This is a genomic window from Serratia sp. ID 25-353 (genome assembly GCF_054792795.1).
Genome location: NZ_CM139236.1, coordinates 4,772,331 through 4,790,250 on the forward strand (window position 1 = coordinate 4,772,331; position 17,920 = coordinate 4,790,250).

Genomic DNA, 17,920 nt, shown 5'->3' on the forward strand with positions numbered 1-17,920 from the left:
GGCGGAGCCTGCTCCGCCCTTTCCGATGAATAAAACTTGCGGCATTTCTTGACCCGCCTCAATAAACCGCCATCTTTTTATTTCCCGTTCCTGCGTGACCGCCCTCCCATTATTCAGACAACAAAAATGCCTTCTGCAGCCATTTATTAACAACTTTGTTAACACGCATTTTTCATCTTGCGAATTGTGAGAGAAACACAAATGGTTACCGCTCGCATTACGGTGGAATAATGTTATCGAATTGCCTTTAGGCGGAAATAAATAAAGGGAAAACATCATCGATATTTGCAAATGAGAGAACTCGGCTACAAATACGTAACTGATTTAACTCGCCATTCTCATTTGTTCCCGCTCGCAAGCGGTGGTAAAACGTCGTTAATCAAGACAACGCCATCAAAAACTGTCGCCGCCATAATAATTGGTTACAATACCCTTACTTTTTGTATTGAATGCGATAATGATAATTACTATTATTTGCGCTCATTTTATTGCATGACCTTATGGATGAATACCGCCGACGGCGTGGCATTTTCGCCGGCAACGTCCAATTATCATCAGCCCAATGTTCATCGGCACCCGGAAGGTTAATCACATGCAGCTTCAACCTAAACGCACCTATAAGATTGTCGGCTTTTCCGGTGAAATTGCGCCGGCCTACCGCCAGAAACTGTTATCGCTCGGCATGCTGCCCGGCTCTTCATTCGACGTGGTGCGCGTCGCGCCGCTGGGCGATCCGATAGAAATTAAAACTCGCCGCGTCAGCCTGGTGCTGCGCAGGAAGGATCTGGCACTGCTGCAGCTCGACGGCCAGCCCTGACCTCCGTTTGCCGACGCGCTCTTGCGCCGGCGCTGTTCTCCTTGAAGACGACACGCTGAACTATGAAAAAACTCACCATCGGCTTAATCGGTAATCCGAACTCCGGCAAAACCACGCTGTTCAACCAGCTGACCGGCGCACGCCAACGGGTCGGCAACTGGGCGGGCGTGACGGTCGAACGCAAAGAAGGCCATTTCACCACCCCGCAGTCCGATGTGCGGCTGGTCGATTTGCCCGGCACCTACTCCCTGACCACCATTTCAGAGCAAACCTCGCTCGATGAGCAGATCGCCTGCCACTACATTTTGAGCGGCGACGCCGATCTGCTGATCAACGTGGTCGACGCCTCCAACCTGGAGCGCAACCTCTATCTGACGCTGCAATTGCTGGAGCTGGGCATCCCCTGCATCGTGGCGCTGAACATGCTCGACATCGCCACAAGCCAGCATATCGATATCGACGTCGCCGCGCTGTCGGCGCGCCTCGGCTGCCCGGTAGTGCCGATGATCTCCACCCGCGCCGACGGCATCGGCGTGCTGAAACAGATGATCGACAATCATCACATCAACGAACAGCAGGCGCTGGTGAACTATCCGCCGCTGTTGCTGAAAGAGGTCGCCACGCTGAGCGACGCCATGCCGCAAACGCTGCCGGCGGTGCAGCGCCGCTGGTTGGCATTGCAAATGCTGGAAGGCGACATCTACAGCCACCGGCTGGCCGGTCCCGCCGTCGCGCTGTTGCCTGCGGCCATTCAGGCATTGCAACAGCAGGAGCAAGAAGACCCGGCGCTGGTGATCGCCGACGCACGCTACCAGTCTATCGCCGCCCTGTGCGACGCGGTCAGCAACTCGCAGCAGGCAATGCCCAACCGCCTGACCGAGCTGCTGGATAAAGTGATCCTCAACCGCTGGCTGGGCGTGCCGATCTTCCTGCTGGTGATGTACCTGATGTTCCTGCTGGCGATCAACATCGGCGGCGCGCTGCAGCCGATCTTCGATATCGGCTCGGCGGCGATCTTTATTCAGGGCATTCAGTGGCTCGGCTACACCCTGCACTTCCCCGACTGGCTGACCGTTTTCCTGGCGCAGGGCGTCGGCGGCGGCATCAACACCGTGCTGCCGCTGGTGCCGCAGATCGGCATGATGTACCTGTTCCTGTCCTTCCTGGAGGATTCCGGCTACATGGCGCGCGCAGCGTTCGTGATGGATCGCCTGATGCAGGCGCTCGGGCTGCCGGGCAAATCCTTCGTGCCGCTGATCGTCGGCTTCGGCTGCAATGTGCCGTCCATCATGGGCGCTCGGACGCTGGATGCCCAGCGCGAGCGCCTGATCACCATCATGATGGCGCCGTTCATGTCGTGCGGCGCCCGTCTGGCGATCTTTGCGGTGTTCGCCGCCGCCTTCTTCGGCCAGGACGGCGCCGGGGTGGTATTCTCGCTGTACATGCTCGGCATTGCGGTGGCGATCCTCACCGGTCTGGTGCTCAAATACACCCTCATGCGCGGCGAAGCCTCGCCGTTCGTGATGGAGCTGCCGGTCTACCATGTGCCGCACCTGAAAAGCCTGCTGCTGCAAACCTGGCAGCGCTTGAAAGGCTTCGTGTTGCGCGCCGGTAAGGTGATCGTGGTGGCCAGCATATTCATCGGCGGCCTGAACAGCTTCTCGTTTAGCGGCAAGACGGTCGACAACATCAACGACTCCGCGCTGGCCTCGGTCTCCAAAGTGCTGACGCCGCTGCTGCAGCCGATGGGCGTCCACAGCGATAACTGGCAGGCCACCGTCGGCCTGGTAACCGGTGCGATGGCGAAAGAAGTGGTGGTCGGCACGCTGAATACGCTGTATACCGCCGAGCACATCAACAAAGAGGCGTTCGACGCCGCCAACTTCAACCTGCTTGATGAACTGGGCGGCGCACTGAACGAAACCTGGGACGGCCTGAAAAACACCTTCAGCCTGAGCGTGCTCTCCAACCCGATCGAAGCCAGCAAGGGCGACGGCGAGATGGGCGTCGGCTCAATGGGTGTGATGAGCAGCAAATTCGGCTCCGGCATCTCCGCCTACAGCTATCTGATCTTCGTGCTGTTGTATGTGCCTTGCGTCTCGGTGATGGGCGCCATCGCCCGTGAATCGAGCCGCGGCTGGATGACCTTCTCTATTCTGTGGGGGCTGAACGTGGCCTACTCGCTGGCGACGCTGTTCTATCAGGTGGCCACCTTCAACCAACACCCGCAGTACAGCCTGACGGCGATCCTGGTGGTGGTGCTGGTGAATCTGCTGGTGCTGTTCGGCCTGCGAAGGGCACGCAGCCGCGTCACGGTGCGCCTGGGCAACGCCACGCCGGCGGCCTGTTGCCAGAGCGCCAAAGGGAGCTGTCACTGATGGCCGGGCTGCTGCAGGTGCGCGATGCGCTGGCGCTGCGCGGCAGCGCCCAGGCGCAGCAGCTCAGCCAATCGCTGGCGACGCCGCTGCCGCTGGTGCAGGCGATGCTGGACCGTTTGACGGCGATGGGAAAAGTGGAACGCATCGAACAGGATGACGGCGCCTGTCTGAGCGGCAGTTGCAAACGCTGCCCGCAGGGCCAGGGATGCAGCACGGTGTTCTACCGGCTGAAGGCCTGACGATCAGGGGCGCCATGACGGGCGCCCCTCTGCCGTTCAAGGCTTATTGCTTGTCTTTGTAAACTTCGGCGATGGCGCTGAATTTACCGTGTTCACGGCCTGCCAGGATCACGTAGTATTGACCGCCTTTTTCGTCCGCCAGTTTGGACAGCTCTTCCTTGGCATCCATCGGTGACGTGGTTTCCGCCGTCGTGGTGACGGTGCCGATCTTCTCGTATTTACCCGGATTCTTATCCAGATCTTCCTTGGTCAGCAGGGTTGCCGCCATGGAGCCGAAAGACACCGAACCCAGCACTGCCGCTGCAATAATCATCTTCAATGATTTCATGACACTAACCTCTCAATGGATAATTTATCTGTTATGAAAGCCGTCAAGAATCCATGCGTAGTACCGCAGGCTGCCGCGACATCCTCAGGCCTCGTTGCTTTCCCTGACGGGGCCTGTTTCCCAGAGACGAAACGCCAAAATGAGAAGCGCCGCACGCGGTCTTTTCATTTTGCAGCCAACGCATTGACTCACTAAGTATCGAACAGCTTTGTCTTTTATCCACCCGGCGGCGTTTTTTTTAGCGCTCTATCGTGCGTTTTCCCACCGGATTCAATGTGCTGCAATAAACGCTTCGATCATCGTCACAAATTCATCGGGATGAGAAATAAACGGCGCATGGGCGGCTTTGGCCACGATCTGCGACGCAGAATTCGGCCAGGCGGTATCGAGCAGCTCGGCGACCTTGCGCGGCACCAGCCCGTCCAGATAACCGTAGATCCGCAGCAGCGGCAGCTCCAGCGCGGCCAACGGCGCGCGCAGATCGGCGGTGCGCAGGATCTCCAGCCCGCCGTTCAACACCTCGACGCTCGGCGTCGGCTGGTTGAGCACCACCGCTTTCAGCTGGCGCGCATCCTGACGCGCGCTCTCGGTGCCCAGGGTCTGCAACGCCAGAAAACGCTCGACGGTGCGCTGGAAATCCAGGCTCAACTGATGCTGGAAACCGCTCAGCACGTCCGGGCGGATCCCCGGCCACTCATCGCGGGCGGCAAAGCACGGCGAGGAGGCCACGGTGATAAGCCCCTTGAGTCGCTCGGGCTGCATCAGCGCCGCCTGGCTGGCCACCAGCCCGCCGAGCGACCAACCTAGCCACCAGGCCTGCAGCGGGGCGGCCGCCAGCACGATTTCCGTCATCTGCTCCAGCGGCAGGGCGCCGAACCCCTGGCTGCGGCCATAACCCGGCAGATCGACCAGGTGCAGGCGAAAATGCGGCGCCAGTCGCGCCTGAATGCAACTCCACACTTCGGCGTTCAATCCCCAGCCGTGCAGCAGCACAAGATCGCGTTCGCCTTCACCTATTGTTTGCCAATACAGCGCTGTCATGGGTTATTGTCCTTTCATGCTTATCCGTCTCGGAGGCTCTATGCTATCAATCCGCAGCCGCTGTTGGCTATGCCGACAGCCGTTGAGCCTGATGCGTCATGGCATCTGCAGCTGCTGCCTGCGCCATCTGCCGGCCCACCCGCCGTGTTGCCCGTGCTGCGGATTGCCCGCCGGGGAAACGCAAATGCCCTGCGGTCGCTGCCTGCAACGGCCGCCGCCCTGGCAGCGGCTGGTGTTCGTCGGCGACTACGTAGTGCCCCTCAGCCAACTGGTAAAGAGGTTCAAGTTTCACCGCGCGCCCGAGCTGGCGCCGACGCTGGCACGCCTGATGCTGTTGCGGTGGCAGCAGGCGCGCAGAGAGCAGAATCTGAACAGACCCGACCTGATTTTAGCGGTACCCTTGCATACATCACGCTGTTGGCGCCGTGGTTATAACCAGAGCGATCTGCTGGCCCGGCCGCTGGCGCGCTGGCTGGGCTGCGTCTATCGCCCTGCGGCCTTGCGCCGGGTGCGCAAAACCGCCTTGCAACAGCGGCTGAGCGCCGGGGCACGCAGGCGCAATTTGCAGCGCGCCTTCGTCTGCACGGCATCGGTTGCCGGCCGGCATATCGCCCTGGTGGATGACGTGGTGACCACCGGCAGCACCGTCGCGGAGATCGCGGCGCTGCTGCGGCGGCAAGGCGCCGCCTCGGTGCAGATATGGTGCGTTTGCCGCACGTTGTAGTGCCACGGCAATGGGCGTATTATAACCGACTATAGAAGTCAACTATTGAGCTAATGCTATGATCCGTATAACAGATACTGCACAGGAACACTTTGCCAAACTGCTGGCAAATCAAGAAGAAGGCACCCAAATCCGCGTATTCGTGATCAACCCGGGCACGCCGACGGCCGAATGCGGTGTCTCTTATTGCCCGCCGGACGCGGTAGAAGCGACGGATACCGAACTGAAGTTCGACAAGCTGTCCGCCTATGTCGATGAGCTGAGCGCGCCGTATCTGGAAGACGCCGAAATCGACTTCGTGACCGACCAGCTGGGTTCTCAGCTGACGCTGAAGGCGCCAAACGCCAAGATGCGCAAGGTCGATGACGACGCGCCGCTGATGGAACGCGTGGAATACGTGTTGCAGTCGCAGATCAACCCACAGCTGGCGGGCCACGGCGGCCGCGTGACGCTGATGGAGATCACCGACGACAACATGGCGATCCTGCAGTTCGGCGGCGGTTGCAACGGTTGTTCGATGGTCGACGTCACGCTGAAAGAAGGCATCGAGAAAGAGCTGCTGCAGAAGTTCCCGGAACTGAAGGGCGTGCGCGATTTGACCGAGCACCAGCGCGGCGAGCACTCCTATTACTGATCCCCGGCGCTCGCGCCGCGGTGGATAACACAATGCCGGAAGGGGGAACCCGTTCCGGCATTGTCGTTTTCACCCCACCGACACCTTGCGTCGCCGTTTGTCCAAATCCTTCAGCAGCCGGTTTATTCGCGGATCGGCGAACATCTCCTCCAGCGTTTGGATCAGCTTGCGCCGCCAGTTAGGGTACTGGTCACTGGTGCCAGGAATATTGACCGGGTCTGCCATGTCCAGCCAGTCTTCCGGCTGCAGGCCGAGCAAGGCGCTGGCGCTGTCGGCGACATAGCGCTGCAGGCCGCGGTTGAGCAGCGGGCTCATGCCGAGCAGCGCCGCCTTCTTGCCCACCTTCTGCGGCACGCAGCCATAGCGATGCAACCCGTCCAGCAGCCCTTGCTTGGCGCGTTCCCGATCGGCGAACAGCTCCCGCAGGATCTCCGCGTCCGGATAGAGCCCCAGCCGGTCGCCGAGCGTCAGATCGCCGCTCTGCCAGTAACCCCGCAGCGTCGGCAGATCGTGGGTGGTGATGGTCGCCATCGCCTGCACCGGATAGGCCTGCGGCGCGCGGAAATGATGTTCGCCGTCGCTTTCGAAGTACAGCACTTTGTAGGAATAGACGCCGCTGTCGCGCAGCTTGCCGACGATCTCCACCGGTACCGTGCCGAGATCCTCGCCGATCACCATGCAGCGGTGGCGCTGGCTTTCCAGCGCCAGCACCGCCAGCAGATCGTCCACCGGGTATTTGACGTAGGCGCCGCGATCGGCGGTTTCGCCATAAGGGATCCACCACAGCCGCAGCAGCGCCATGACGTGATCGATACGCAACGCGCCGCAGCTGGTCATGTTGGCGCGCAAAAGATCGATGAACGGCTGATAACCGCGCGCCGCCATCACGTGCGGATCCATCGGCGGCAGGCCCCAGTTTTGCCCCAGCGGCCCCAGGATGTCCGGCGGCGCGCCGACCGACGCTTTCAGGCAGTACAGTTCACGGTCGCACCAGGTTTCCGCTCCGCCTTCCGCCACCCCGACCGCCAAATCGCGATACAGACCAATCGGCATCTGCTGCTGCCGGCTCTGCTCAAAACACTGCGCAAACTGCGTGCCTGCCAGCCATTGCAGCCACAGGTAAAAGCGGACCGCGTCCTGATGTTCGTCGCAGAATTGCCGCACCGCTTCGCTCTGCCCCCGTTGATAGCGCTCGGGCCAGGCCGGCCACCCCCACTGGCTGGCGTCTTTGGCTGCCAGATGGGCATGCAGCGCGTCGAACGCCGCCTGCTGATATAGGCTATCGCCGCCCTCAGTCACGAACCGTTCGAACGCCTGACGCTGCGCGTCGTTCGGCTTGCGCGCCTGAAACAGCGGGAACGCCAACTTCAGCCCCGCCAGCTTCAGCTGCATCACGGCGGTGTAATCCACCCACTCCGCGGCGCGCGCCTTGGCCAGCTGCTTCTGCGTCGCCGGCGTCTGCCACCAGCGCTGAGCCGCGTCGCTGCGTTGGAAATCCTCCACCGCGTTGACGTCGATATACGCCAGATTCAGCCAACGGCGCGACGAGGGGCTGTAAGGGCTGGCGCTCTCCGGGTTAGCCGGATACAGCGCATGGATCGGATTGAGACCGACGAAGGCGCCGCCGCGTTCCCCCACCTGCTCCACCATCAGGCGCAGATCGCCGAAATCGCCAATGCCCCAGTTGCGATCGGAACGCAGCGTATACAGCTGAACGCAGGCGCCCCACAGTTTCTTGCCGGTCAGCAAGGCGTCCGGTTCGAAGCAGCGCTTCGGCGCGACGATCACTCGGCATGGCCACTGCCGTGCGCCCTGGCTCAGCGTCAATTGGTGGTAACCCGCCGGCAGATCGCCCGGCAGCGTCAGGGTCTTGCGCGCGCCGACGCGCCCCTGCAGGCATTCGCCGTCTTCACGCTGCAGCGCCCACAGGTACTCGCCTTCGCCCGCCGGAGTCAGCGCCAGCGGCGCGCCCTGATAGAACACCTTGACCGCCGGTAACGGCGATGCCGCCCCTTCCTGCGCGGCATCGGCCCGGTTCATGGCCGCCAGCAGCTTGCGCTTGGTCTCCGCTTCAATCGCCTGCCGCTTGCCGTGGGCATTGATGAAATCGGCAGCGATCCCCGCCTGCGCTGCCGCCTGATCGATACGCTTGCGATCCATTCGCTCTCCTTAACGTTTGGCTTGCCAGATGCGCTGCTGGTAATCGCGAATCGAGCGATCCGAGCTGAACATGCCGACGCGCGCAGTGTTAAGGATAGTCCGCCGCGTCCACTCGTCCCGATCGCGGTACAGTTCATCGACCCGGCGCTGCGCCTGGCAGTACGAGGCGAAGTCCGCCAGCACCAGATAGGGATCGCCGCCTTCCAGCAGGCTGTGCAGCATCATGTCGAACGCGTGCTTGTCGCCGTGGCTGAACGCGCCGCTCGCCAGCTCGTCCAAAATCGCCTTCAGGTGCTTGTCTTTCTTGCGGTAGCTGAGCGGATCGTAGCCCTTTGCCAGTATCGCTTTCACCTGCTCCACGGTATTGCCGAAGATAAAGATATTGTCTTCGCCCACCTGCTCGGCAATTTCGACGTTGGCGCCGTCCAGCGTGCCGACCGTCAGCGCGCCGTTCAGCGCCAGCTTCATGTTACCGGTGCCGGAGGCCTCTTTACCGGCGGTGGAGATCTGCTCGGAGATATCCGCCGCCGGGATCATCAGTTCGGCCACCGACACGCGGTAGTCGGGAATGAACGCCACTTTCAGGCGATCTTTCACCAACGGATCGTGATTGATCTTCTCGGCCGCCTGATTGATGGCGTAGATGATGTTCTTCGCCAGGTAGTAGCCCGGCGCGGCCTTGGCGCCGAACAGGAAGACGCGCGGCACAATGTCCAGATTCGGGTTGTCGCGCAGCTGGCGATACAGCGACAGGATGTGCAGCAGGTTCAGATGCTGGCGTTTGTATTCGTGCAGACGCTTGATCTGCACGTCGAAAATCGCATCCGGGTCGAGCGTCAACCCCATCACACCGTGCACGTAATGGGCCAGCGCTACCTTGTTGTCGCGTTTGATCTGCTGATAACGCTGGCGGAACGCCGCGTCGTCGGCGAATTTTTCCAGCCCGCGCAACGCGTCGAGATCGTTCGCCCACTCCACCTTCAGCGTCTCGTCGATCAGGCCCGACAGCGCCGGGTTGCACTGTTTCAGCCAGCGGCGTGGCGTGATGCCGTTGGTGACGTTATGGAATTTGTTCGGCCACAGCTGGTGATATTCCGGGAACAGATCTTTCACCACCAGATCCGAGTGCAGCTGCGCCACGCCGTTGACCGCAAAGCCGCTGACCACGCACAGGTTGGCCATGCGCACCTGCTTGTTGTGGTGCACTGCCAGTTTGGCCCACACCGCCTCGTCGCCCGGCCAGTGCTTATCCACCTGCTTTTTGAACCTGGCGTTGATCTGTTTGATGATGGAGAAATGGCGCGGCAGCAGGCTGCGCACCAGTTTTTCATCCCAGCATTCCAGCGCTTCCGGCATCAGGGTGTGGTTGGTGTAGGCGAAGGTGTTGCTGGTGATCGCCCAGGCCGCCTCCCACTCCAGCTGGTGTTCGTCCAGCAGAATGCGCAGCATTTCCGGAATGGCGATGGTCGGGTGGGTGTCGTTCAGCTGGATCACTTCGTACTTCGGCAGCTCTTCAATCTTGCGGCCGGCCTGATGGTGCTTGCGCAAAATGTCCGCCACCGAGCAGGCGCACTGGAAATACTGCTGCATCAGGCGCAGGCGCTTGCCGGCCTGATGGTTGTCGTTCGGGTAGAGCACCTTGGTCAGCTTGTCGGCTTCTACGCCCTGCTTCTCCGCCTGCAAGAATTTGCCGTCGTTGAAATCGCTCAGGTTGAACGGATGCTGATGGGTCGCCTGCCACAGGCGCAGCGGCTGTGCCACGCCGTTGCGATACCCCAGCACCGGCAGATCCCAGGCTTCGCCGCGCAGGGTGAAGGCCGGGCGCCACAGTTCGCGGCCGTCGGCCTGCTTTTCCAGCTTGCCGCCGATGCCCACGTCCACCGCCAGCGCAGCGTTGTGGCGGAACCACGGGTAGCTCTCGCGCTGCCAGTTATCCGGCGCCTCTTGCTGCTGCCCGCCCTGGAACGACTGGCGGAACAGCCCGTACTGGTAGTTCAGCCCATAGCCGGTGGCCGGTTGCTCCACCGTCGCCATCGAGTCGAGGAAACAGGCCGCCAAGCGCCCCAGCCCGCCGTTGCCCAGCGCAGGATCGGTTTCCTGCTCCAGCAGATCCGCCAGCTTGACGTCCTGCTCCGCCAGCGCCTGCTCGACGGTGTCGTACCAGCCCAGGTTGATCAGGTTGTTCGCCGTCAGCCGGCCGATCAGAAACTCCATCGAGATGTAGTTCACGTGGCGCAGCGGTTTGGCGCTTTTGCGCGGCGCCGGCTGTGCGGCCAGCTGCTCGGCCAGCGCCGCACTGACGGCTTCCCACCATTGATGTTGCGTCATCTGCTGTGCGGAACTGAGGCCGAACCGTTGCCACTGGCGGGCAAGCGCCGCCAGAAAAGCATCCTTCTTGAGCGTAGGCTGTGACATAAGGAAAACTCTCTATCCAGTAAGTGGGTCAAATTGCCGCTATCGTGCCGGTGAGAAAGCCTGACGGCATCATCCCGCCTGGGGATTAGCTGGGGAGGAGGATTGGGGCGTAGCTGGAATTGTGATCTCAGGCACTTTTTGACTCCCTTGCAACGATGCAAAAAAGCCCGCCAACGCGTGCGGCGAGCACTGAGAACGTTAACCATGACGTTAGCACAAGTATTCGCGCTGCTGAAGTTTTGTCCATGGCCGGAAATGCGATCCGCAACCGCATCGCCGCGCGCCGGCGCTAAACGTAAAAAAGTGTGATCGATAGCAACTTAACTCCAAGCCGATGCGGAAGCTTGTTGCAATACGTTTAGGGTTGGCAGAAGTTAGGGGGAGCTATTAATTACGAACCATAAAATAATTAGCGCCACTCCAATCCCGGCGGGAACCGCGATTTATACCCTGGAATACTATGCTGATCCCATCAAAACTGAGCCGCCCGGTACGGCTGCAAAATACCGTGATCCGCGATCGCCTGCTGGCCAAACTGGCCAGCGCGGGCAACTATCGCCTGACACTGGTCAATTGCCCGGCGGGATACGGGAAAACCACGCTGATCGCCCAATGGGCGGCCGGCAAGGCCGATCTGGGCTGGTATTCCCTGGATGAGAGCGACAACCAGCCGGAACGCTTCGCCAGCTACCTGATCGCCGCGCTGCAGCAGGCCAGCGGCGGCCGCTGCGTCAAGAGCGAGGCGCTGAGCCAGAAACATCAGTACGCCAGCCTGTCGGCGCTGTTCGCCCAGCTGTTTATCGAGCTGGCCGACTGGCACCAGCCGCTGTACCTGGTGATCGACGACTACCACCTGATCACCAACGACGCCATCCACGAAGCCATGCGCTTTTTCCTGCGCCATCAGCCGGAAAACCTGACGCTGATCCTGCTCTCACGCACCCTGCCACCGCTCGGCATCGCCAATCTGCGGGTGCGCGATCAGTTGCTGGAAATGGGCACGCAGCAGCTGGCGTTTACCCATCAGGAGGCCAAACAGTTCTTCGACTGCCGCCTGGCGGCGCCGATGGAACAGCAGGACAGCAGCCGCCTGTGCGACGAAGTCGAAGGCTGGGCCACCGCGCTGCAGCTGATCGCGCTGTCGGCTCGCCAGTCCGCCTCGTCGGCCCAGCTGTCGGCCAAGCGCCTGGCGGGGCTGAACGCCAGTCACCTGTCCGACTACCTGGTGGACGAAGTGCTGGACCACGTCGATGCCGAGGCGCGCGCCTTCCTGCTGCGCTGTTCGGTGCTGCGTTCGATGAACGATGCGCTGATCGTGCGGCTGACCGGCGAAGACAACGGCCAGCAACGGCTGGAGGAGCTGGAACGCCAGGGGCTGTTTATCCACCGCATGGACGACACCGGCGAATGGTTCAACTTCCATCCGCTGTTCGCCTCTTTCCTGCGCCAGCGTTGCCAATGGGAACTGGCGCTGGAGCTGCCGGGGTTGCACCGCGCCGCCGCAGAGGGCTGGCTGGCGTTGGGATATCCGGCGGAGGCCATTCACCATGCGCTGGCGGCCAGCGACGTCAGCATGCTGCGCGATATCCTGCTGCAACACGCTTGGTCGCTGTTCCACCACAGCGAACTGGCCCTGCTGGAGGAGTGCCTGAACGCACTGCCCTATGAGCGCCTGATTCAGAACCCCAAGCTGGCGCTGCTGCAGGCCTGGCTGGCGCAGAGCCAGCACCGCTACGGCGAGGTCAACACGCTGCTGGAGCGCGCCGAGCGCACCATGCGCGAACAGAAAATCGAGATAGACCAAACGCTGCACGCCGAGTTCGACGCCCTGCGCGCCCAGGTGGCGATCAACGCCGGCAAACCGGAAGAGGCCGAACGGCTGGCGACCGAAGCGTTGAAATTCCTGCCGCTGTCCAGCTATTACAGCCGCATCGTCGCCACCTCGGTGACCGGCGAAGTGCACCACTGTAAGGGCGAGCTGGCACGCGCGCTGCCGATGATGCAGCAAACGGAGCAGATGGCGCGTCGTCATCAGGCCAACCACTACGCGCTCTGGGCGCTGCTGCAGCAGAGCGAAATCCTCATCGCCCAGGGCTTCCTGCAGGCCGCTTACGAAACCCAGGACAAGGCGTTCGAACTCATCCGCGAACAGCATCTGGAACAGCTGCCGATGCACGAATTCCTGCTGCGCATTCGCGCGCAGATCCTGTGGTCGTGGTCGCGGCTGGACGAGGCGGAAGACGCGGCGCGCACCGGGCTGAAAATCTTGGCGAACTACCAGCCGCAACAACAGCTGCAGTGCATCGCCATGCTGGCCAAGTGCTCGCTGGCGCGCGGCGATCTGGACAATGCCAATACCCACCTGCAGCGCTGCGAAACCCTGCTGCACGGCGCCCACTACCATCGCGACTGGCTGACCAACACCGACAAGTCGCGGGTGATCCACTGGCAGATGACCGGCGACACCGCTGCCGCCGCCCAGTGGCTGCGCCACACCGAAAAGCCCGGCATGGCGGACAACCACTTCACGCAGGGCCAGTGGCGCAACATCGCGCGGGTGCAGATCCTGCTCGGCCAGTATGATGAGGCCGGCGTGGTGCTGGATGAGCTGAACGAGAACGCCCGCCGCCTGCGGCTGGTGAGCGATCTCAACCGCAATCTGCTCCTCAGCAACCAGCTGTACTGGCTGCAAGAGCGCAAGGGCGAAGCGCAGCAGGCGTTGATCGAAGCGCTGTCGCTGGCTAACCGCACCGGCTTTATCAGCCATTTCGTCATCGAGGGCGAAGCGATGGCGCAACAGCTGCGCCAGCTGATCCAGCTCAACACGCTGCCGGAACTGGAACAGCATCGCGCCCAGCGCATCCTGCGCGACATCAACCAGCATCATCGGCACAAGTTCGCGCATTTTGACGAGAACTTCGTCGATAAGCTGTTGACCCACCCGCAGGTGCCGGAGCTGATCCGCACCAGCCCGCTCACCCAGCGCGAATGGCAGGTGCTGGGGCTGATTTATTCCGGTTACAGCAACGACCAGATCGCCGGCGAACTGGACGTGGCGGCCACCACCATCAAGACGCACATCCGCAACCTGTACCAAAAGCTCGGCGTGGCCCATCGCCAGGAGGCAGTGCAGCAGGCGCAGCAGCTGTTGAAGATGATGGGGTACGGCGCTTAAAAACCCTGATGTCCCTCTGGTCTTAAACGCCGCAGAGTTGGTTACAATAGCGGCGTCCCCCAATTACGAGGCAGTCAGCAGTATGGAACAGTTCGAAGCGATCAACGTTGAGCAGGCGTACAGCCGCTGGAAAGAGGGCAGTGCCGCCCTGGTCGACATCCGCGATCCGCAAAGTTTTGAAGCCGGGCATACGCCAGGCGCCTTTCATCTCACCAACGCCACCCTGTCGGCCTTTATGCAACAAAACGACTTCGAGCGACCGGTGATGGTGATGTGCTACCACGGCAACAGCAGCCGCAGCGCGGCGCAGTATCTGCTGCACCAGGGGTTCGACGCGGTCTACAGCATCGACGGCGGCTTCGAAGCCTGGGCTCGCCAGTATCCGCAAGACGTGGAAACCTCTGCCTGATTCCCGCCGCCCGCCGCTCGTCGGCGGGCTTTCCCTTCGATTTTATGCGCGTTTTCGCGGGTTTTTCGCAGATCCGTTTGCCAGCGCTCAGGATTTCGACGTTATAATCGGCCGTCAGGGTCGCCGACGAGCAAGCCGCGGCCAAAATCATTCACTTACGACGGAAGAGCAATGGTTAGAGTAATCGCCATATCCAACCCGCGCCTGGCGCTGGCCTTTGTCGACTATATGGCGACCCAGGGCATCCGGCTTGAGCTGCGCAACAGCGGCGAGGCGGCGGAAATCTGGCTGGCCGACGACGGCCACCTCGAACAGGTGCAGCACGAACTGCAGCAGTTTCTGGCCGATCCGCTCAACCGCCGTTATCAGGCCGCCAGCTGGCAGACCGGCCATACCGACGCCGGCCTGCACTATCAGAGCGAATCCTACCTGCACACCCTGCGCAGCAAGGCCGGGCCGCTGACGCTCGGCGTGATGGTACTGTGCATCGCGGTCTACATCCTGATGCAGGCGCTGGGCGACGACACCGTGATGTACTGGCTCTCCTGGCCACAGGACAGCAGCCAATACACGCAGCTGTGGCGCTGGGTCAGCCATGCGTTCCTGCATTTCTCCCTGCTGCATATCCTGTTTAACCTGATGTGGTGGTGGTATCTCGGCGGCCAGATGGAAAAACGCCTCGGCGCCGGCAAGCTGTTCGTGCTGGCGGTGGTGTCGGCCTTCTTCAGCGGCTGGGCGCAATCGCTGTTCAGCGGCGCGCTGTTCGGCGGGCTGTCGGGCGTGGTTTACGCGCTGATGGGCTATGTGTGGCTGACGGGTGAACGGGCGCCGGAGCGCGGCCTGATGCTGCCGCGTGGCCTGATGGTGTTCTCGGTGCTGTGGCTGGTGGCCGGATATTTCGATATTTTAGGAATGTCGATCGCCAACGCGGCACACGTAGCCGGTTTAGTGTTAGGGTTATTGATGGCATTTTGGGATACGCGTCATCGCGCACACAACGAACAATAACAGCCGGGAGCTGTGCCCAGCGGGCATAGCGGGCGTTTTAGGGGATTATCGTGAAGCAAACACAGCGTCATGACGCAATTATCGAGCTGGTGCGCCTGCAGGGTTACGTCAGCACGGAAGAGCTGGTCGAACATTTTGACGTCAGCCCGCAAACGATTCGCCGCGATTTGAATGACCTGGCCGACCAGAACAAGATCCAGCGTCACCACGGCGGCGCGGCGCTGCCCTCCAGCTCGGTCAACGCTGCCTATAACGATCGCAAGGTGATGTGGTCGGAAGAGAAAGCCCGCATCGCGCAGCGCGTCGCCAGCCAGATCCCGGACGGCGCCACGCTGTTCATCGATATCGGCACCACGCCGGAAGCGGTGGCCCATGCGCTGATGAACCACAAGAACCTGCGCGTGGTCACCAACAACCTCAACGTTGCCACCCTGCTGACCGCCAAGGAAGACTTCCGCCTGATCCTGGCCGGCGGCGAAGTGCGCACCCGCGACGGCGGCATCATGGGCGAAGCCACCCTGGACTTCATCTCCCAATTCCGCCTCGATTACGGCATTCTCGGCATCAGCGGCATCGATATGGACGGCTCGCTGCTCGAATTCGACTATCATGAAGTGCGCACCAAACGCGCGATTATCGAAAATTCCCGCTGCGTGATGCTGGTCACCGACCACTCCAAATTCGGCCGCAACGCCATGGTCAACCTGGGCAACATGAATCTGATCGACTACCTGTTTACCGATCAGTTACCGCCGCCGAGCGTGATGAAAATCATCGAACAGTACGACGTGCAGCTGGAGCTGTGCTGATTCAGCCTTAACCTGTGGGGCGGCGCGCCACCGCCCCGTTTCCCGCCCTCGCCCCCTTATCGACAGCCGTTTGCGCGCTCGCGCCATATCCACATCATTTATGTGACTATCATCACCAAACTGTTACCTCTATCACGCCTAAATGTTTTTGTTTGGTTAAGTCTTGGCTTGCTTGTTGGTTTTTGATTACAATCATGAGCGAAAACGAACATGAAAGAGCTATTTCGAACATCTGGAGGAAGATGACGTGGAAACCAAAGACTTGATCGTTATCGGTGGCGGCATCAACGGTGCCGGCATCGCGGCGGATGCTGCCGGGCGCGGGCTGTCGGTACTGCTACTGGAAGCGCAAGACTTGGCCTGTGCTACGTCTTCCGCCAGTTCCAAACTGATCCACGGTGGCCTGCGCTACCTGGAACACTACGAATTCCGTCTGGTGAGCGAAGCGCTGGCCGAGCGTGAAGTGCTGCTGAAGTTGGCGCCGCACATCGCGTTCCCGATGCGCTTCCGCCTGCCGCATCAGCCGCACCTGCGTCCGGCCTGGATGATCCGTATCGGCCTGTTCCTGTACGATCACCTGGGCAAACGCACCAGCCTGCCGGGCAGCAAGGGTTTGCGCTTTGGACCAGAGTCGGTGCTGAAGCCTGAACTGAAGCGCGGTTTCGAATATTCCGACTGCTGGGTCGACGATGCTCGCCTGGTGGTGCTAAACGCGCAGGAAGTGGAAAAACGCGGCGGAGAAGTGCGCACCCGCACCAAAGTGACCCGCGCATGGCGTGAAAACGGCCTGTGGATGGTGGAAGCGGTCGATATCGACAGCGGCAAAACCTTCACCTGGCGCGCCAAAGGCCTGGTGAACGCCACCGGCCCGTGGGTGAAAAACTTCTTCGACGACGGCCTGAAGCTGAAATCGCCTTACGGCATCCGCCTGATCAAAGGCAGCCACATCGTGGTGCCGCGCGTGCACGATCAGCCGCAGTCTTACATTCTGCAGAACGAAGACCACCGCATCGTGTTCGTGATCCCGTGGAATGACGAGTTCTCCATCATCGGTACCACCGACGTGGAGTACAAAGGCGATCCGAAAGATGTGAAGATCGACGAGAATGAAATCGCTTATCTGCTGAAAGTGTACAACGATCACTTCAAGAAGCAGCTGGGCCGCGACGACATCGTCTGGACATACTCCGGCGTGCGTCCGCTGTGCGACGACGAATCCGATTCACCGCAGGCGATCACCCGCGATTACACGCTGGACGTGCACGACGAACAAGGCAAGGCGCCGCTGCTGTCGGTCTTCGGCGGCAAGCTGACCACCTACCGCAAGCTGGCCGAGCACGCGATGGAAAAACTGGCCCACTACTACCCAGGCTGCGGCCCGGCGTGGACCAAAAACGCCACGCTGCCAGGCGGCGACATCGGCGGCGATCGCGACGGCTACGCGGCCAAACTGCGCCGTGCGCACGGCTGGCTGCCGGAAGCCCTGGCGCGCCGCTATGCCCGTACCTACGGCAGCCAGAGCGAGCTGATCCTGGCCGGCGCCAACGGCCTCGCCGATCTGGGCGAAGATTTCGGCCACGGTCTGTATGAAGCCGAACTGCGCTACCTGACCGAGAAAGAGTGGGTCGTAGAGCTGGCCGACGCCATCTGGCGCCGCACCAAGCTGGGCATGTGGCTGGACGAAGCGCAGCAGGCGCGAGTGCAAGCCTGGCTGGCAGAACACGCGAAAACGAAAGCGCTGTCTCTGGCTTCCTGAGCCACAGCGTAACGAAAAAGGGCCGGT

The 17,920-nt window shown here is 61.3% G+C and carries 14 protein-coding genes; 10 read left to right on the top strand and 4 right to left on the bottom strand.

The features are described 5' to 3' along the window. Positions 1-592 precede the first annotated feature (592 nt). The 3 genes from feoA (at position 593) to ACYF6X_RS22945 (ending at position 3,434) form a co-directional block, all read left to right on the top strand. Positions 593-817: a ferrous iron transporter A gene (feoA, locus tag ACYF6X_RS22935; RefSeq protein ID WP_025304553.1), complete on the top strand. Its 225-nt coding sequence runs from the start codon at positions 593-595 to the stop codon at positions 815-817. 62 nt (positions 818-879) lie between these two features. After that, the gene (gene feoB, locus ACYF6X_RS22940; protein ID WP_063991704.1) at positions 880-3,195 is read left to right on the top strand and encodes a Fe(2+) transporter permease subunit FeoB; all 2,316 of its coding nucleotides are present in this window, start codon (positions 880-882) and stop codon (positions 3,193-3,195) included. Continuing rightward, positions 3,195-3,434 (top strand): FeoC-like transcriptional regulator, encoded by a 240-nt coding sequence (locus ACYF6X_RS22945; protein ID WP_063991705.1) that lies wholly within the window; start codon positions 3,195-3,197, stop codon positions 3,432-3,434. Before feoB ends, ACYF6X_RS22945 begins: the two co-directional genes overlap by 1 nt. A gap of 43 nt (positions 3,435-3,477) precedes the next feature. Here the strand turns inward: ACYF6X_RS22945 and ACYF6X_RS22950 are convergent, their stop codons facing one another. Beyond that, the gene (locus ACYF6X_RS22950; protein ID WP_004930765.1) at positions 3,478-3,762 is read right to left on the bottom strand and encodes a YdgH/BhsA/McbA-like domain containing protein; all 285 of its coding nucleotides are present in this window, start codon (positions 3,760-3,762) and stop codon (positions 3,478-3,480) included. Positions 3,763-4,032: 270 nt separating this feature from the next. Further along, on the bottom strand, positions 4,033-4,803 hold the full coding sequence (gene bioH / locus ACYF6X_RS22955; protein ID WP_130018328.1) for a pimeloyl-ACP methyl ester esterase BioH: 771 nt from the start codon (positions 4,801-4,803) through the stop codon (positions 4,033-4,035). 40 nt (positions 4,804-4,843) lie between these two features. On the opposite strand from bioH, the gene gntX reads away from it, so the two are divergent. Together gntX and nfuA are read left to right on the top strand one after the other, a co-directional pair. Beyond that, positions 4,844-5,527 (top strand): DNA utilization protein GntX, encoded by a 684-nt coding sequence (gene gntX, locus ACYF6X_RS22960; protein ID WP_130018327.1) that lies wholly within the window; start codon positions 4,844-4,846, stop codon positions 5,525-5,527. Positions 5,528-5,585: 58 nt separating this feature from the next. Beyond that, the gene (nfuA, locus tag ACYF6X_RS22965; RefSeq protein WP_025304558.1) at positions 5,586-6,161 is read left to right on the top strand and encodes a Fe-S biogenesis protein NfuA; all 576 of its coding nucleotides are present in this window, start codon (positions 5,586-5,588) and stop codon (positions 6,159-6,161) included. A 69-nt stretch (positions 6,162-6,230) separates the two neighbouring features. Here the strand turns inward: nfuA and malQ are convergent, their stop codons facing one another. Together malQ and malP are read right to left on the bottom strand one after the other, a co-directional pair. Continuing rightward, positions 6,231-8,321, bottom strand: a complete 2,091-nt coding sequence (malQ, locus tag ACYF6X_RS22970) for a 4-alpha-glucanotransferase (protein ID WP_130018326.1) — start codon at positions 8,319-8,321, stop codon at positions 6,231-6,233. A gap of 9 nt (positions 8,322-8,330) precedes the next feature. Beyond that, positions 8,331-10,736 carry a maltodextrin phosphorylase gene (malP, locus tag ACYF6X_RS22975; RefSeq protein WP_063991709.1) on the bottom strand — a complete coding sequence of 802 codons (2,406 nt, stop codon included), beginning with the start codon at positions 10,734-10,736 and terminating at the stop codon, positions 8,331-8,333. Positions 10,737-11,196: 460 nt separating this feature from the next. On the opposite strand from malP, the gene malT reads away from it, so the two are divergent. The 5 genes from malT (at position 11,197) to glpD (ending at position 17,893) form a co-directional block, all read left to right on the top strand. Then, positions 11,197-13,911, top strand: a complete 2,715-nt coding sequence (malT, locus tag ACYF6X_RS22980; protein WP_063991710.1) for an HTH-type transcriptional regulator MalT — start codon at positions 11,197-11,199, stop codon at positions 13,909-13,911. A gap of 82 nt (positions 13,912-13,993) precedes the next feature. After that, entirely contained in the window at positions 13,994-14,320 is a 327-nt protein-coding gene (gene glpE, locus ACYF6X_RS22985) for a thiosulfate sulfurtransferase GlpE (protein ID WP_063991711.1), read from the top strand. Between the two features lie 171 nt (positions 14,321-14,491). Further along, the gene (glpG, locus tag ACYF6X_RS22990; RefSeq protein WP_063991712.1) at positions 14,492-15,328 is read left to right on the top strand and encodes a rhomboid family intramembrane serine protease GlpG; all 837 of its coding nucleotides are present in this window, start codon (positions 14,492-14,494) and stop codon (positions 15,326-15,328) included. Positions 15,329-15,378: 50 nt separating this feature from the next. Then, complete coding sequence (locus ACYF6X_RS22995) at positions 15,379-16,137, top strand: DeoR/GlpR family transcriptional regulator (protein WP_004930797.1); 759 nt, start codon at positions 15,379-15,381, stop codon at positions 16,135-16,137. Positions 16,138-16,384: 247 nt separating this feature from the next. Continuing rightward, the gene (gene glpD, locus ACYF6X_RS23000; RefSeq protein ID WP_107227978.1) at positions 16,385-17,893 is read left to right on the top strand and encodes a glycerol-3-phosphate dehydrogenase; all 1,509 of its coding nucleotides are present in this window, start codon (positions 16,385-16,387) and stop codon (positions 17,891-17,893) included. The last annotated feature ends 27 nt before the right edge of the window (positions 17,894-17,920 follow it).

What these genes read in the sequence shown, in the direction of transcription:
- ACYF6X_RS22945 (WP_063991705.1), top strand. Translation starts at nt 3,195, where the DNA reads ATGGCCGGGCTGCTGCAGGTGCGCGATGCGCTGGCGCTGCGCGGCAGC.
- ACYF6X_RS22950 (WP_004930765.1), bottom strand. Translation starts at nt 3,762, where the DNA reads ATGAAATCATTGAAGATGATTATTGCAGCGGCAGTGCTGGGTTCGGTG.
- feoA (WP_025304553.1), top strand. Translation starts at nt 593, where the DNA reads ATGCAGCTTCAACCTAAACGCACCTATAAGATTGTCGGCTTTTCCGGT.
- gntX (WP_130018327.1), top strand. Translation starts at nt 4,844, where the DNA reads ATGCTATCAATCCGCAGCCGCTGTTGGCTATGCCGACAGCCGTTGAGC.
- glpE (WP_063991711.1), top strand. Translation starts at nt 13,994, where the DNA reads ATGGAACAGTTCGAAGCGATCAACGTTGAGCAGGCGTACAGCCGCTGG.
- malQ (WP_130018326.1), bottom strand. Translation starts at nt 8,321, where the DNA reads ATGGATCGCAAGCGTATCGATCAGGCGGCAGCGCAGGCGGGGATCGCT.
- bioH (WP_130018328.1), bottom strand. Translation starts at nt 4,803, where the DNA reads ATGACAGCGCTGTATTGGCAAACAATAGGTGAAGGCGAACGCGATCTT.
- glpG (WP_063991712.1), top strand. Translation starts at nt 14,492, where the DNA reads ATGGTTAGAGTAATCGCCATATCCAACCCGCGCCTGGCGCTGGCCTTT.
- malP (WP_063991709.1), bottom strand. Translation starts at nt 10,736, where the DNA reads ATGTCACAGCCTACGCTCAAGAAGGATGCTTTTCTGGCGGCGCTTGCC.
- malT (WP_063991710.1), top strand. Translation starts at nt 11,197, where the DNA reads ATGCTGATCCCATCAAAACTGAGCCGCCCGGTACGGCTGCAAAATACC.
- feoB (WP_063991704.1), top strand. Translation starts at nt 880, where the DNA reads ATGAAAAAACTCACCATCGGCTTAATCGGTAATCCGAACTCCGGCAAA.
- nfuA (WP_025304558.1), top strand. Translation starts at nt 5,586, where the DNA reads ATGATCCGTATAACAGATACTGCACAGGAACACTTTGCCAAACTGCTG.